12 protein-coding genes are annotated in these 14,993 nt (G+C 56.0%); 4 read left to right on the forward strand and 8 right to left on the reverse strand.

The genetic code is table 11. From position 1 onward, the window contains the following. The first annotated feature begins 7 nt into the window (after nt 1-7). From HRR99_RS19245 to HRR99_RS19255, 3 genes are all read left to right on the forward strand, one after another. Complete coding sequence (locus HRR99_RS19245) at nt 8-1,093, forward strand: ABC transporter ATP-binding protein (protein ID WP_233124455.1); 1,086 nt, start codon at nt 8-10, stop codon at nt 1,091-1,093. A 39-nt stretch (nt 1,094-1,132) separates the two neighbouring features. Next, nucleotides 1,133-3,139 (forward strand): aldo/keto reductase, encoded by a 2,007-nt coding sequence (locus tag HRR99_RS19250; protein ID WP_233124456.1) that lies wholly within the window; start codon nt 1,133-1,135, stop codon nt 3,137-3,139. 207 nt (nt 3,140-3,346) lie between these two features. Beyond that, nucleotides 3,347-5,356, forward strand: coding sequence for a hypothetical protein (locus tag HRR99_RS19255; protein ID WP_233124457.1), 2,010 nt, complete (start codon nt 3,347-3,349; stop codon nt 5,354-5,356). Nucleotides 5,357-5,430: 74 nt separating this feature from the next. On the opposite strand, the gene HRR99_RS19260 is transcribed toward HRR99_RS19255, so the two are convergent. The 8 genes from HRR99_RS19260 to repA all read right to left on the reverse strand — a co-directional run bounded on the left by HRR99_RS19260 (nt 5,431) and on the right by repA (nt 13,100). After that, nucleotides 5,431-5,988 carry a fasciclin domain-containing protein gene (locus tag HRR99_RS19260; RefSeq protein WP_111838729.1) on the reverse strand — a complete coding sequence of 186 codons (558 nt, stop codon included), beginning with the start codon at nt 5,986-5,988 and terminating at the stop codon, nt 5,431-5,433. 114 nt (nt 5,989-6,102) lie between these two features. Further along, nucleotides 6,103-6,819 (reverse strand): anti-sigma factor, encoded by a 717-nt coding sequence (locus tag HRR99_RS19265; protein WP_233124458.1) that lies wholly within the window; start codon nt 6,817-6,819, stop codon nt 6,103-6,105. Beyond that, nucleotides 6,816-7,355 (reverse strand): sigma-70 family RNA polymerase sigma factor, encoded by a 540-nt coding sequence (locus HRR99_RS19270; protein ID WP_233124459.1) that lies wholly within the window; start codon nt 7,353-7,355, stop codon nt 6,816-6,818. Before HRR99_RS19270 ends, HRR99_RS19265 begins: the two co-directional genes overlap by 4 nt. A gap of 248 nt (nt 7,356-7,603) precedes the next feature. After that, nucleotides 7,604-8,593, reverse strand: a complete 990-nt coding sequence (locus HRR99_RS19275; protein WP_233124460.1) for a Bug family tripartite tricarboxylate transporter substrate binding protein — start codon at nt 8,591-8,593, stop codon at nt 7,604-7,606. Between the two features lie 103 nt (nt 8,594-8,696). After that, a complete protein-coding gene (locus tag HRR99_RS19280; RefSeq protein WP_233124461.1) occupies nt 8,697-9,311 on the reverse strand; it encodes a biliverdin-producing heme oxygenase in 615 nt (204 codons plus the stop codon). Between the two features lie 102 nt (nt 9,312-9,413). Next, nucleotides 9,414-10,682, reverse strand: a complete 1,269-nt coding sequence (gene repC / locus HRR99_RS19285; protein ID WP_233124462.1) for a plasmid replication protein RepC — start codon at nt 10,680-10,682, stop codon at nt 9,414-9,416. Between the two features lie 193 nt (nt 10,683-10,875). Next, a complete protein-coding gene (repB, locus tag HRR99_RS19290) occupies nt 10,876-11,889 on the reverse strand; it encodes a plasmid partitioning protein RepB (RefSeq protein WP_233124463.1) in 1,014 nt (337 codons plus the stop codon). Beyond that, entirely contained in the window at nt 11,886-13,100 is a 1,215-nt protein-coding gene (gene repA / locus HRR99_RS19295; protein WP_233124464.1) for a plasmid partitioning protein RepA, read from the reverse strand. Before repA ends, repB begins: the two co-directional genes overlap by 4 nt. 342 nt (nt 13,101-13,442) lie before the next feature. Between repA and HRR99_RS19300 the strand changes: the two genes are divergently transcribed. Beyond that, a complete protein-coding gene (locus HRR99_RS19300; protein ID WP_233124979.1) occupies nt 13,443-14,834 on the forward strand; it encodes an FAD/NAD(P)-binding protein in 1,392 nt (463 codons plus the stop codon). Nucleotides 14,835-14,993: the final 159 nt, after the last annotated feature.

Raw genomic sequence — 14,993 nt, forward strand, 5'->3', positions numbered from 1 at the left:
GAGCCGCATGGCGGGACTTTCACTCAAAAATGTCGTCAAACGTTACGGTGCTCTCGAGATCATCCATGGCGCCAATCTCGATATCAAGGACGGCGAATTCGTCGTCTTCGTCGGCCCCTCGGGCTGCGGCAAGTCCACCTTGCTCAGAATGATTGCCGGTCTCGAGGACATATCCAGCGGAGACATCAGCATAGGCGGCACCGTGGTCAACGATGCCGAACCGGCTGACCGCGGCATCGCCATGGTCTTTCAGTCCTACGCGCTCTATCCGCACATGACCGTCGAGGAAAATCTGTCATTCGGTCTCAGGATGAACGGAAATCCGAAGGCGGACACCGATGGCCGGGTCAGCCGTGCCGCCGAGATATTGCAGATCAACGAGTTGATGAAGCGCAGGCCAAAGCAGCTTTCGGGCGGGCAAAGGCAGCGGGTTGCCATCGGTCGCGCCATCGTGCGCCAGCCGCAGGTCTTTCTGTTCGATGAGCCGTTGTCCAACCTCGATGCCGAATTGCGCGTTCAGATGCGGGTGGAAATTTCCAAGCTGCACAAGCAGTTGGGGACGACGATGATCTATGTGACCCATGACCAGACCGAAGCAATGACGCTTGCCGACAAGATCGTGGTCCTTCGAAAGGGCAATATCGAGCAGATCGGCGCGCCGCTCGATCTTTACGACGACCCGGAAAACAGCTTCGTGGCAGGCTTCGTCGGCTCGCCGAAGATGAATTTTCTGCCGGGCAGGATCGTAACAGAAAGCGCGCAGGGCGTGACGGTCAATCTGGACCATGCACCATCCGTATCGCTGACGCTGCCGATCACCGCACGACCCGGCGAAGGAGCGCCCGTAACCCTCGGTATCCGCCCGGAGCATTTCAAGAATACGGGCGATGGTGCCGCCGATCTCACCGTCGAGGTCGATGTCGCAGAACATCTGGGCAATACCAGCTACGTCTACGCGCATCTGGCTCATGACCTTCCCCTGATCATCGAGCGGCCCGAGTCCCGCCATGTCGGCAAGCTCGACCGGCTGACCGTGTCAATATCTGCCGAAAAAACCTTTCTCTTCGACAGCGATGGCAAGCGCCTCCGCTGAAAACACCGCATCCCAAGACCCACGTAAATGAGGAATATCATGCCCGACTTTCAAACCGTCCGCTGGGGCATTATCGGACCCGGCACAATCGCGAAAACCTTTGCCGAGGGGATTGCCCATTCCAAAACAGGAAAACTCGTGGCGATTGCGTCACGAAACCCGGATCGTCCAGGCCTTGGTGATGGTTTTCCCGGTGCGCGCATCATCAATGGCTATGACGCCCTGCTTTCCGATCCCGAAATCGATGCCGTCTATATCGCCACGCCCCATACCAGCCACGCGGAATGGGCCATCAAGGCGATACGGGCGGGCAAGCATGTGCTGGTGGAAAAGCCCATCGCGCTGACGGCCTATGATGCCGAGGCGATCTTCCACGAAGCGAAGAAGGCAGGTGTTTTTGCTGGTGAAGCCTATATGTACCGGCTGCATCCGCAGACCGCGAAAATTGTGGAGTTGGTCAAAAGCGGCACGATTGGTGATGTCAGGATCATTCGCTCCAGCTTCGGCTTCAACATGGGAAGTTTCCGGGCCGACCACCGCCTGTTCGCCAATGACAGCGCAGGCGGCGGCATTCTCGATGTCGGCGGTTATCCGGTCTCCATGGCTCGGCTGATCGCCGGTGCAGCTGCCGGTCAGCCCTTCCTTGAGCCGATCAAAGTGGCGGGCGTTGCCCATCTCGGACAATCCGGCGTCGATGAGTGGGCTTCCGCCGTCCTGAAGTTTCCAAATGAGATCATTGCGGAAGTGTCCTGCTCCATCATGGCCAATCAGGACAACGTCCTGCGCATTATCGGCTCCGAAGGGCGGATCGAGGTTCAGGACTTCTGGTTCGCATCCGGCCACAAGGGCGGCGTCGGCAAAATCGAAGTCTTCAAAGGCAAGGGCGAGCACCAGACGATCGAAGTCAAGGAAGATCGTTGGCTCTATTCATTCGAGGTGGATGCTGCCGGAGAGACCATCCGCAACAACGCCTCGGAATTCGCCCATCCCGGTATGAGTTGGGCCGACAGTCTCGGCAATCTCAGGGTCATGGACCAGTGGCGTGCATCGGTCGGTCTGGAATATGGCGTGGAAACCTCGGCCAAGCGGGTCCTCAACATCGCCGGTGGCAAGGTCGTTCCCGGAAATTCAGTGCCGAAGCGGCAGATACCAGGCCTGTCAAAACCGGCTTCCGTCGTTGCGCTCGGCTTCGAATTCTTCCCGAATTTCGCTGCCGCATCGCTTACCCTCGACACATATTACGACGCGGGCGGCAATCTCTTTGACACGGCATTCGTTTATGGCGGTGGCAAGACGGAAGCCATCTTTGGCGACTGGCATACGAGCCGCAACGTGCCGCGAGAGGATATCGTGCTGATCGGCAAGGGCGCGCACTCACCGCTTTGCTACCCTGATATCATTGCCAAACAACTGGATCAGTCGCTCGAAAGGCTGAAGACCGATTACGTCGATGTCTACTTCATGCACCGCGACAATACGGACGTGCCGGTTGGCGAGTTCGTGGATGCCATGGATGCCGAGGTCAAACGCGGTCGGATCAGGGGCATTTTCGGCGGCTCCAACTGGACGCGGCAGCGCATGGACGAGGCAATCGCCTATGCGCAGAAGGCAGGCAAGACAGCGCCTGCCGCACTTTCCAACAATTTCTCGCTGGCCGAGATGCTGGACCCGATCTGGGCGGGATGCGTAGCAGCCTCCGACGAACCCTGGAAGGAGTGGGCTAGGGAGCGGCAGATACCAAACTTCGCATGGTCCAGTCAGGGGCGCGGCTTCTTCACCGACCGGGCAGGCCGCGACAAGCGTGACGATGAGGAGATCGTGCGCGTCTGGTATTCGGAGCGCAATTTTGAGCGTCGCGACAGGGCAATCGAGCTCGCAAAACAGCTTGGCCGAAACCCGATCCATATCGCGCTTGCCTACGTCATTGCCCAGCCCTTCCCTGTGCTGCCGCTGATCGGTCCGCGCACCATCGCCGAGCTGGAAGACAGCCTTTCCGCGCTCGACATCAAGCTGACGCCCGAACAGGTTCGCTGGCTTGAGGCGTGATGCCTGATCCAGCGCTGTAAAAGAGACAACAACCAGCCAAAGCCGTGGCTGGTTGTTCTCCTTGACGCTGGTGATTTAGGTGGCTGGCGTAGGTGGGATAACCCCCTCGAACAATTACCAACCCTTCCGGCAGCGGCCACTTGCGCAGCAACTTTAGCATGCCTAAAAGAGGCGAAGTCTCAATCAGCGTCGAATAGGACCAACTTCGTGGAACAGGCAAATACCCAAAACGGCAAGGGCCGATCCAAGGCTTTGTGGGCAACGGTCGCGATTCTGGCGATTGCAGCCGGAGGTATCGTGGGGGCCAAAGCCTTCTACCAGTCGAAGGTCAACGAACTGGTCGCTCGCAGCGGCGCAACGACCGGTTCCGTAGAGGTCGATTTTCTCGGCCAGGTTCATATTCGTGATCTGACACTCCCGCTTCAAGATGGCAAAAACATCCGCATTGCCGCCGTTGACGGTCGTCCAAAGCTTCCCTTTCTGGATGGCGCACTGGAGTTGAGCAACATCGATATCGATGTGCCGACCGGCAAAATCTCGATGCCCCATGCACGCGTCGAAAACGCCGCCTTCGAGAAAATTGCACCAGCATCCGGCGAGGCGAACGCCCATTCCCTGCCCAGACGCATCGAAGGCTTTTCCGCGAGCCGAATTTCGACGCCTGACGTCACCCTCACGCAGTCCATCGCGACGACCGAGCAGAAAACCATCTACAAAGATGTTGCGTTTTCCGACATCGCAGATGGCCGCATCGCCCGCTATTCCAGCGAAACCGGCAGCTACGACATCAAGATGAGCCTGCCGGATGCCAACGGTGCCATGGCGGAAAAGCACGTAGTCGTTTCTACAGGTGCCATTACAGGTCAGGACTTCGATCTCGCTTATCTCGCTCGCCTCTACACGGAAAAAGCTGGTCCTGACGACAAGGAACCGAAGCCCCTCTACGGCCCTCTGTCCATCAAGAACATTTCTTTCAAGGAAGGCGACAGCCAATTCAGCTACGACGAGATCCGCAGCGATGGTTTTACCGCCCGCATGCCAGCAGAGCCGCTTCTGGACACATTGAAGGAACTGACGACAACCAAAAAGCCGGATGAACTGTCACCGCAGGAGCGCCAGGCACTGGTTGCCAAGGCCGTCTCTCTCGCTGACATGATTGGCAAGAGCAACATTCAGTTGCTGGGCCTCAAGGCGGAAGGACCGGATACAAGCGCCGGGTCCACCGGAAAGCGGATCAAGGCGTCCGTTGATCGTCTCGAGATGCAGATGGATAACCGCAAGCTCGACTTCGGCCTTCACGGCATGTCCTTTGGTAGTGGCGACGACAAGATCGAAGTCGCCGAGGCCAGTCTCAAGGGCTTCGACTGGGGTTCTACACTGGAGAGTCTGACCCAAATCGTCGGGCTCGATGAAACACAAATCCAGAACTTCCCCTTCAATCGACTTATACCGGAGCTGGGCAAGGTCCGCGTCGCCGGCATCAACGTCGATTTCATCGCGCCTGAAACGGCTGGAGAAGAGCCCCCCGGCGCGCCTGAGCGGGTCAAGTTCGCGCTGAAGAATTTCGAGATGGGACTGACGAAGCCCTTCAACGGTATCCCCACCGATATCGAGATCAAGCAGGACGATCTCACGGTTCCCATCCCGGCGGATTCGACGGACGAAGCTTTCGTCGAGGCGCGCAAGCTGGGTCTTGAATCCTTCACAATGTCCTATGCGCTTTCTAGTGGCTGGGACCAGCCGAACAACAATCTGGTGATCCGGCAGATCTCGCTGAGCGGCAAGGATTTCGGCAGCATCAATGTCTCAGGTCTGATCAGCGGCTTCACGGAAGAATTCTTCGCCTTCGACACGGGCCGCGCTCAGGCCGCACTCTTCGGCCTTGCCGGTCGCGAAATGACATTCACGATCAAGGACGAAGGCATGATGGCCAAGGCGATCAAGCTTTATGCCCTGCAAAACGAGGTCACCGAAGATGAAGTGCGGGGCTTGATGGCGTTGGTGGTGAATGTAACGCTGCAACAACTCGCAGCCGAACAACCAAAGCTGCGCAGTGCGGTCGATGCACTGTTGCGCTTCATCAGCACACCGGGAACGCTCACGGTCACTGTCAAATCCAACGGCCCTAATGGTCTGGGTCTGCTTGACCTCGTCGCAGCGTCCAACGATCCGCTGCTTCTTCTGGACAAGGTTGATATTCAGGCAACAGCCGAGTAAACTGGCTGGCATTTTAGTGTTGCAACACGGCACCATGCGTTTGGGGGAACGCAGGGTGCCGTGTGCCATCGGTTCTACATCTTAGGCAGCAGAACCTTGTCGATGACGTGGATGACGCCATTCGATTGCTTCACATCGGCGATGGTGACATGCGCCACGGTGCCGTTTTCGTCGGTCAATGTGATCTTGTTCATGCTTTCCTTGGCCTTCAGAATGCAGCCACCAACGGTTTTCACGTCGTGGGTGCCGCCATCATCCTTGATCATCTTTTCGATGGCCTTCGACATGGCGTCAGCAGCAACAACGTGACAGGTGAGGATTTTGGTCAGCTTGGCCTTGTTTTCAGGCTTCAGCAATGTCTCGACGGTGCCCTTTGGCAAGGCAGCGAAGGCTTCGTTGGTGGGTGCAAACACCGTGAACGGGCCCTTGCCCTCCAGTGTCTCGACCAGACCGGCGGCCTTGACGGCGGCGACCAGCGTCGTGTGATCCTTGGAGTTGACGGCGTTTTCAACGATGTTCTTGTTTTCATACATGGCAGCGCCGCCGACCATCGGGTTCTTGGCTTGTGCTGCAAATGCGACGGTTGAAACGGCTGCGGCAAGCGCTATCATGCGCAGGCTGGACTTCATCATGGCGTTATCTCCTCTGGTTCCGCCAATCGTCACGAGCGTTTTTGCAAGTGACGTATCCGGTACATGAGAAGCTACGGATGATGTTCAGCCAAAGTTTCAGCCTTGACGTTTTTTTTAAAGCTGGCGCGTCGTTCCACTGCCAAGGATGGGTCCCGTCGGCTTGCCCGTGGGAGATCCACCATAGGGCTCAAGGCTGACGGCCAGTGTTACACCATCGCGCATCTGGTCCCGCATATCCGCGGGAATGATCATCTCCGCATCGCTTTTCGGATCGAAAACGCCCAATGAATGCGGCGTGCCATCCGGTTTGACCATCCACAGCTCCAGAGACTTTTGCGACGTCTCGCCAGCCGCCATCGGCGTCAGCGCCATCCGCCCGGAGCCCGCATCATAGGACACCATCAGCGCCATGGGAGCGTCGGGGGATGAAAGCTCTGCCATATAGGAAATACGCGATTGCTGGGGTAATGTTACGAAGGAGACAGCCACGATGATTGCACAGGCCGTCGTCAGCGCGCTGAGCCCGCGCCAGAATAGAAGCGACCCCCACAGGGATGGCATGAGACCCCCTGCAGCCGCGCCGGTCTGTCCAAACAGGCGGGCCTCAATGGCTGTATAGGTCGAAGCATTCGGCGAAACAGGCTGATAGTCGTCATTCAGACTTGAAAACCGTGCTTCCCACTGGTGGACCTGCTGAGCGAATGCCTCATCGGAACGCATGCGTCTTTCCACCTGCTGGCGGTCGCTGAGGGACAGCACGCCAAGCACATACTCGGCAACGATGATATCGTCCCGGTGAATGTCTCCATTGCTGTCGTCAGGTTCTGTCATCGCTCCATGCACTCTTTCAGCTTGATGAGGCTGCGCCTCAACCACGTTCGCATCGTATTCAAGGGTACGTCATAACTCTCGGCAAGCTCCTGATAGGTCATGCCCTCCAGATAGGCCTGCCGAACGGCCTTTGCTTTGTTGTCCTCCAACTCGCCAAGACAGAGGTCAATTCCCCGGCCCGTATCCTTGCGCAGCAGCGTCTGCTCCGGGTTGGGCGCAGTTTCGACCAGTTCCGGCCCGTCGCTCAGTTCGCTGGCAACGGGTTTGCGCGCCCTGATCATGTCGATGGCTGTGTTGCGTGCAATTGCTGCCATCCATACCTCGGCTGTGCCCGTCGCGGCGGAAAACTGTCGTGCACGCTGCCATATCTTCACATAGACCTCCTGCAACGCTTCATCGGCGTCCGTGCGGTCTTTAAGTATACGAAGGCATATGGAGAAAAGTTTCGGGCTCGTTCGCGTGTAGAGCGAAGCGAATGCTTTCCGATCAGACAGGGCAACAAGGCCGATCACCATATCAAGATCGTCTTGCCGCATTTCCATGCCCACCAAAGCGCCACTATGGCCTGCAAGCTGGCAGGGAAACCGTAAAAAGGCAAGCACTCATGCCGTTGCAGCCCATCCAGACTGGGAGCACGCTATTCGGGACATTACTCGGATTGTGCATTAACCGCCATCTGGGGACTGGGGCAGACTGTCGCATATGGAACAGCATGCAGACCAGCCCGGAAAACCGGGCCGATCATCTTCATGACCTTGGCGCTACGCCTATCTTCGACGCAGCGTCAGTCCATCTGAACGTTTGCGTCCTTGACGACCGGTCCCCACTTGGCGATTTCTTCCGAGACATGCGTCTTCAATTCTTCCGGTGTCGATGCGACAATCTGAGCACTGAAATCGGCCATGCGAGCCGCGACGCCGGGATCTGCGAGTGCTTTTTTCGCAGCCGCATTCAGCCGGTCTATGGCTTCGGTTGGTGTGCCGGTAGGCGCAAACAGTGCGTTCCAAGTGTAGGTCTCATAGCCGGGCACGGTTTCGGCAATAGTCGGTACGTCAGGGAAGGACGATGCTCTTTCCGCCGTGGTCACGCCCAGCGCACGCAAGGTACCGGATTTGATGTGTCCCGATGACGACGGGAGATTGTCGAACATGATGGAAACCTGGTTTCCAAGCAGATCGTTCAGCGCGGGACCGGACCCTTTGTAGGGAACGTGCTGCATGGAAACGCCTGTCATGCTCTTGAACAGCTCACCCGACAGGTGAAGCGGGGTGCCGTTACCGGAGGAGGCATAAGCATATTTGTCCGGCTCAGCCTTCAGCAGCGCGACCAGTTCGGCAACCGTGTTCACAGGAAGCTGCGGATTGACCACCAGTACATTGGGAACGACGACCAGCAGCGAGATCGGCGCGAAGTCTTTTTCGGGATCATACGGTTTGGTTTTGAGGATGAGAGGGTTGAGCGCATGCGTTGCGACAGTGCCCATCAGTACCGTGTATCCGTCAGGCTCGGCTCTGGCAACTCTGTCGGCACCGAGATTGCCGCCTGCCCCGGCGATATTTTCAACGATGACCTGCTGGCCCAGATCATCCCCCATTTTCTGCGCGATGACGCGGGCAACCACATCGGTCGAACCGCCCGCAGCGAAAGGAACAACGAGCGTTATTGCCCGGTCTGGAAAACCCTGCGCGTGAGCCACAGTGCCCACCGAGAAAAGTGAGACTGCAGACGCTGCAAGAGCCATGGCAGTGCGCCGTGTAATAAGTCGATACGTCATTGAACCTCCTATGAGTGGCCTCCCCGCCACCGGGCCATAGTAGCTCAACCTGTGCTGAGGGCAAGCATGAGCTTACCCGTGGTTTTCAACCATCCCGGGGTCGTCAGATCATCATCCGCTTGGCATGCTCGTGAACCGCGCGGAATGCGGCCTCGGCACCGGCAATGGCACGGTCTTCTTCTTCTGCGGTGAGTTCAATTGCGTCAAGCGCTGCAACAAAGGTGCGCCAGTGCAGACCACGCCCTTCCGGTGCCCCTGCCAGATGGCGTGCGCCAAAGGTTTCGTCGAGCCCGAGCTTTGCAGCATCCTTCAACAGAAAAGCAGCACCGAGGTTCGATCCTTCGATGACATAGAGCCATCCTAAAGCCTCTGGCAGGTCGAAATCCGCGTCATTGATGTTGAACCGCGTGGACTGTGTTTCCGGTGTCGAAATGCTCAAGTCGTTCAAGTCCTGCACGATGAAAGCAAGACGCCTGCGGCCTTTCAAGTCCGGCAGAAGCCCATCCAGCGTTTCGTTCGAGAACAAAGCATCAAGATCACTGTGAAAGAGGTACTGCGTCTGGACGAACTTGCCGAAATTTTCACGGCTTTCGAAGGGTTTCGCAGCCATGATGAAACCGTCCAGAGCCTCGTGAGCAGCCCGTGTCGCGGCCTTCAGGCGCTTGGTGCGGCTTGGTTCTATCTGGTGCAGGTCTACGGCCAGTCCGGCAGCGATCATTGGTTCTTCCTTATCATCTCTATTTCAGTCGACATAAAAATCTTTCAGTAGCGAGTCAACATTATTACTGACTTCACGGAATGGGGCACTCATCCAGTTTCGCTACTGCAAACTTGGTTCAAACTTTGATGATAATTGTGTCCGTAACAACGCCATGAGCATGGGTTTGATTGAGAATTGGCGGGATAGCGCTTTTTCCGTCAGCGTTCGCAGATAACCGCCCGGGGATTGAATGGTTGCTGATTTTTCTAATATACACGCTATGATTGCTGTTGCTGCATGTACGCCCATGGCTCTTTCCGCGTCATCATAGGCCGACTGGCTGATCGACAGCATGTTTCTGACCACTTTACCGGCATGCTGCATCTCCTGCCAGCTTCTGACAGCGCCATTCGGGCCATAGAGCGATATTTCCGGGCATGCATTGATCACGGTCTGCAGATCGAAGCCTTCCTGTCTTTGGACAGATTTGGTCTCTGTGCGGTTAGCTTCATCCAGTTTTTCAAAAGCCAGCTTCCTTTCCACAGGCTGAGTGTTTTCAGTTTTTCCCGCAGACTTATCCACATGCACCGTTTCAAAAATAGATTCGGATTCTGAACTCTGTATAAGCCGCTCATTTTGATAGGCATTGGCGCTTATTTTTTGAATTTCTATGTGTTTTTCCAGTCGGTTAGCCATCTCATTGCGCAAAATCGTCAAATCTTCGAGTACGAGCGTCAGATGCGGCGCTTTCGATTTGCGATCCAAGGATGATTTGAGCGTGAAATAGCGCGTTTGAAACTTTGACCAGTCACCGTCTGCATTTTCTTCGAGTGCGATTTCGGCGAACTTGATGATGTCACGTCGGCATAGGCTAATTTTTTCCCGCAGGCGCTGAAGTTCAAGCCTGTCGTCAACGACTTGTCTTGCAATTGCTTGGATTTCATCTGCACGGGTGATCAGTGGCGCGAGTGAAAAACCGAAGGCATCGCTGATACCGCCGCTTCGATCTTTGCGCGCATAACGCTTTCCGTTGGGGCTATCCTTGCGCAGAATAAGACCTGCATCGACCAGGGCCGCGAGATGACGCCGCAACGTTTGCTCTGGCATGCCGTGGGCGCGCAGGGAAAGTTGCTGGTTGGACGGAAAGACGACTAAGCCATTTTCTTCCGACAGCTCTGCCTTTGGATAAAAGCTGATCAGAGCGTTCAGGACCGCCAGCGATCTATCGCTTACGCCCAGCAGAGGTCGTGCTTCGCAAGTCGCGCGAAACATCTTCCATTTGTCGATAGACCTGTTGGGGTCAACCGTTTTCGATGCGAACTGACTTGCCAAACGGCCAAGGGATAACCCCCGCCGCCCGAAAGGCGTCGCTACAATGTCGCTATTCATGTCTCTCACCTTCAAAAAGGCAAAAGAAAATCGCTCACCGAAGAAATATCGATGCCAAGACTCTTGACTATGATTCGCGGAAATGAGATTCTTTGGTTGCTTAGATCAAAGAAAGGCTTCCGTGCGGCAACGTTCGGGGGCTTTTTTCTTTTGGGCTTGCTGCTCCTGTTAATCGTATCAGTTGATATGCGTGTTACTGCTTGGCGCGATGCTCTTCGAACAGCGCCTGTAGATGATCCAGAACGAACGCGGCAAACTCCGGCGCTTGTCTGCGATCGATGGAGATATCGACCCTGTTATCAGTCTCGACGATCTTCGCGAGCTTCTGACCGCTCTGCGTCGAAAGAACACCCGTCTTCTTTGGCTCGGCTTTAGGCTTTAGAAACTCGAGGATCGATTTGAATTTCTCTTCGGAAGGAAGCTTTTCAACGCTCTCATCGCTGAGATAAGCGCGTGCGGCTTCATTGACTTTCGACGAGGAAAGCTGCTCTGCCAAATCCATCCAGTTGCGGCGACCCACACCCGGTGCTGGACCGATGCTATCGACGATATCGTCGGGGATACGACCGACGACGGACAGCATGTTCGACAGATCGCCTTTGTATAGCGACATCGCAGCCATGATGGTTTCACGCGAGAAACGCATTTGAAGCTTCTGTGCAAAGCGTGCCTTTTCGATATAACTCAAGTCGCGGCGTTCGTTGTTTTCCTGTCCCTGGGCAACGACGAGCTGCTCATCGGTCAGGTCACGAACAACGGCACGAACCGGAATACCAATCTGTGCCACGGCACGAAGACGGCGATGACCGAAGGCCACCTGATAGCGACCCGGATGGTCCGGGTGAGGGCGAACGAGAATAGGAACCTGCTGTCCCTGCTCACGGATTGCTTCGACAAGACCGACATCCGCTTCGATGGACGATGGCATACGGTCGGGAATAAAGGATGGATCGACATCTGCTGGGTCGAGAGCGACAATCGTCAGCCCTTCGGCCAGCTTGCGTTCTATCTCTTCCGCGCGCTTGGAACGCTCGGAGACTTCATTCAGCGATTGTCCGATCATTCCGACCGGCGAATTCACGACATCGGTGACCAGTTCTGGCGAACCAAGGATCGGGCGGATACGCGGGCGTGAACGCTCTGCGGGTGCCTCGTTGTTATCCGTGGTCTTGCCACCAAGATTTGCGAAGATTTCTTTTCTGCTCATGCTGTCCTACCCCAGGCTTTTTTGATCAAGCCTTCTATTTCGGCATTAACGTTGGTCATGGATTCCAGAGCGCGGTCATAGGTAGACCGTGTGAACTGGGTACGCTCGACTTCGAAAAGTGTCTGGTTGGTCAATCCAGCGTCGGAAACGGCCGTCGTTTTCAACATCGGATGGTTCAAGACGTGTTCACCGAAGATCGAGCGGAGAAACGCGACCATCTGGTTTTGCGGACCGTCACTCGGCTCAAAGCGGGTCACGAGATAGCGCATCCAGTGATAATCGGAACGAGCGCCGGCTCTGCCGATTTCTGCCAGCAAATCGCCGGTCATGGCCAGAAACTGGTTCATCGACATCACATCGAGCATTTGCGGGTGAACGGTGACCAGAACCGATGTTGCTGCCGTCAAAGCCGAAAGCGTGAGGTAACCGAGCTGCGGCGGGCAATCGATGACGACAACGTCGTAGAAGTTCTGTGCCTGGGCTATCGCCTGGCCAATACGCGCGAAGAACAAGGTGTCGCCAGGCGCACGGCGCATCAAAGCCCGCGGCGTATCATGTTCGAACTCCATGAGTTCCAGGTTGCCAGGAATGATGTGGAGGTCGGGGATGTAGGTTCCTCTGACGATCTCCGCGATCGGACGCTGCTCGCTGTCATAGCGGATCGCGCCGTACAATGTTTCATTCGGACCGACGTCAAGTTCCGGCTGATGGCCGAACAGAGCCGAAAGACTGGCCTGCGGATCGAGATCGATTGCGAGCACGCGGTAGCCGCGCAACGCGAGATATTGTGCGAGGTGCGCAGACGTTGTCGTCTTGCCGGACCCACCCTTAAAATTCATTACCGCGATAACTTGTAGGTCTTCACCTTCGCGGCGGTGCGGCAGATAACGCCGCGTACCGCGTGCGCCCTGATCCAGAAACTTTCTGATATTATGAATGTCTTCGACGGTATAGCTGCGACGACCGCCACTTTGCGACGCGCTGAGATCAGGCTGCTCCGCTGCGATCTGGCGCAGATAGGCTTCACCGATACCGATCAGCTTGGCCGTTTCCGACGGAGAGAAATTCCGCATGCTTTTTTCCGCAAGCGGTGCGAAGGTGTTTGCGTTGTGCGCTTGCAGCTGCGCCGACAGCGCGGCCGAATGCTGAAGAATGAGGCCCGTCAGATCGGGCGCCTTCTCGGCAGATTTCAGATCGGCACTTTGAGTCATATCGGATTTTTCCACTTGCTAGATCAGTTGCGTTTTTTTCCGCTGAAATCGGTTTTTTCCGCAACTGGGATATAAGCGCCGATTCTCTTTTTCGTGCAATAGGCATTCGCCGAGAGCAAACATGAATCTTTTCAGCCGGCTAACCGCGATTTTTCACGTGAAATCGGATTCCGTGGACGGATTTTTTGCGGTTGTGCTGTTCACTACGTGATGCGGTTAGCCGCGGCTAACTCGATCTGGCGACGGCTGTATAAGGTCTCGTACGTGTCTAGCTGATTCCCGTTTGCCTTTCGATGGCAGTTGGGGTTTTCTTCGCCCTGTAAAAGCATGGGAGTATTTGAAGTGGTTTATGATGTCGCCGTTGTCGGGTCTGGGTTTTCCGCGATCAGTCTCGTCACCAATCTGTTGGAGCGTCTACCAGCCACAGCATCCATCGCCATCGTTGGCGATGACTCCGCGTTTGGTAGAGGGACAGCCTATCGCACTGAATTACATTTGCACCGGCTCAATGTGCCTGCCGCAAGAATGAGCGCATTTGCGGATAAGCCAAACGACTTCTTGGGTTGGTTGGCGAAGCGTGGCCATGCTGTCGATGGCACGACGTTTGCGTCGCGCAATGATTATGGTCTTTATCTCAGGGACACGCTCGCATCTCTGCTTAGGAGCCAAAGCCAGCGTGCTCGGGTTGATTTCGTCAAAGCTAAAGCGATGTCCTGTCTTTCTTGTGAGAAAGATAGAACGATCTTTCGATTGAGTGACGGTCGCGAGTTGGAAGCTGCCAACGTCGCTCTTTGTTTGGGCGTCGGGACTGCGAGTTTGCCGCGGCTAACTTCGGATGCCGACATGGCTCTCTTCCGACGCGTCGTGCGAAACCCGTGGCGGCTGGGCTGGTTGTCACGTGTGGGCACGGATGACACCATTGCCATTCTCGGCTCAGGCCTGACGATGATTGATCAGGTTCTTTCGCTTCGCAACAAAGGTCATCGTGGAAAAATCCACGTCCTGTCGCGCAGGGGTCTTGCACCGCATCCACACAGCCGCACGCCTGTGCAGGCGATTGAGCCAGCGCTTCAAGATGATCGGCGTGAGATAAGCCAGATACTCTCAGACTTGCGGGGACAGGTGAGGGAAGGTGCGGCGTGGCGCGGGGTTATGGAGGGCTTGAGGCATCAGACGCAGCCATTGTGGCAGAGCCTTAGCCAGGAGCAGCGCTCGCGTTTCCTCCGCCACGCGCTTGCATGGTGGAACATCCACAGGCACCGAGTGGCGCCGCAGGTGCATGAGGTTTTTGATGCCTTGGTGCAGGACGGTACGGTGACCGTGCATGCCGGTTTTGTATCAAAGATCACACGGCAGGGTGACGAGAACAGTCTCGTTTATCGCAAACGCGGCACCTCCGATGAAGTCTCTCTCGTGTTCGATTGGCTGGTCAATTGCACTGGCATGGAACGTGCGGGAATTGGCCACTCGCCGCTCTTGCAGCATATGCGGGAACAGGACATGCTTGAGATCGATCCACTTGGCCTTGGCGTTAAAGTGGATGACAAGTCGCGCGTTCTGTCGTGCAATGGCTCCCCACGGCCTGGCTTGTTTGCCGTGGGAGCCTTGACAGCGGGGCAGTTTTGGGAAATTACTGCTGTGCCTGACATTCGAAACCAGACTCGCCAAGTGGCTGAGCACATCACCGGTTTAGTGGAACCGAGTGGGTCCGAAACTCAGGACATTCATAGATAATTCACCATACGGAGTGTTGAAATGAAAGTTCTCTTTCGGTTTCGTATGATGTAATTTTTTCAATTAATTCAATTAAGTAGAATCAGCTGAAATTTTGGAAAGTACCGCTGGTTTTTGATCAGAGCGGCCTTGGTTGGCCGCTCTGAAACGTTTGGCAAT

Source organism: Agrobacterium vaccinii (genome assembly GCF_021310995.1).
Taxonomy (GTDB): Bacteria; Pseudomonadota; Alphaproteobacteria; order Rhizobiales; family Rhizobiaceae; genus Agrobacterium; species Agrobacterium vaccinii.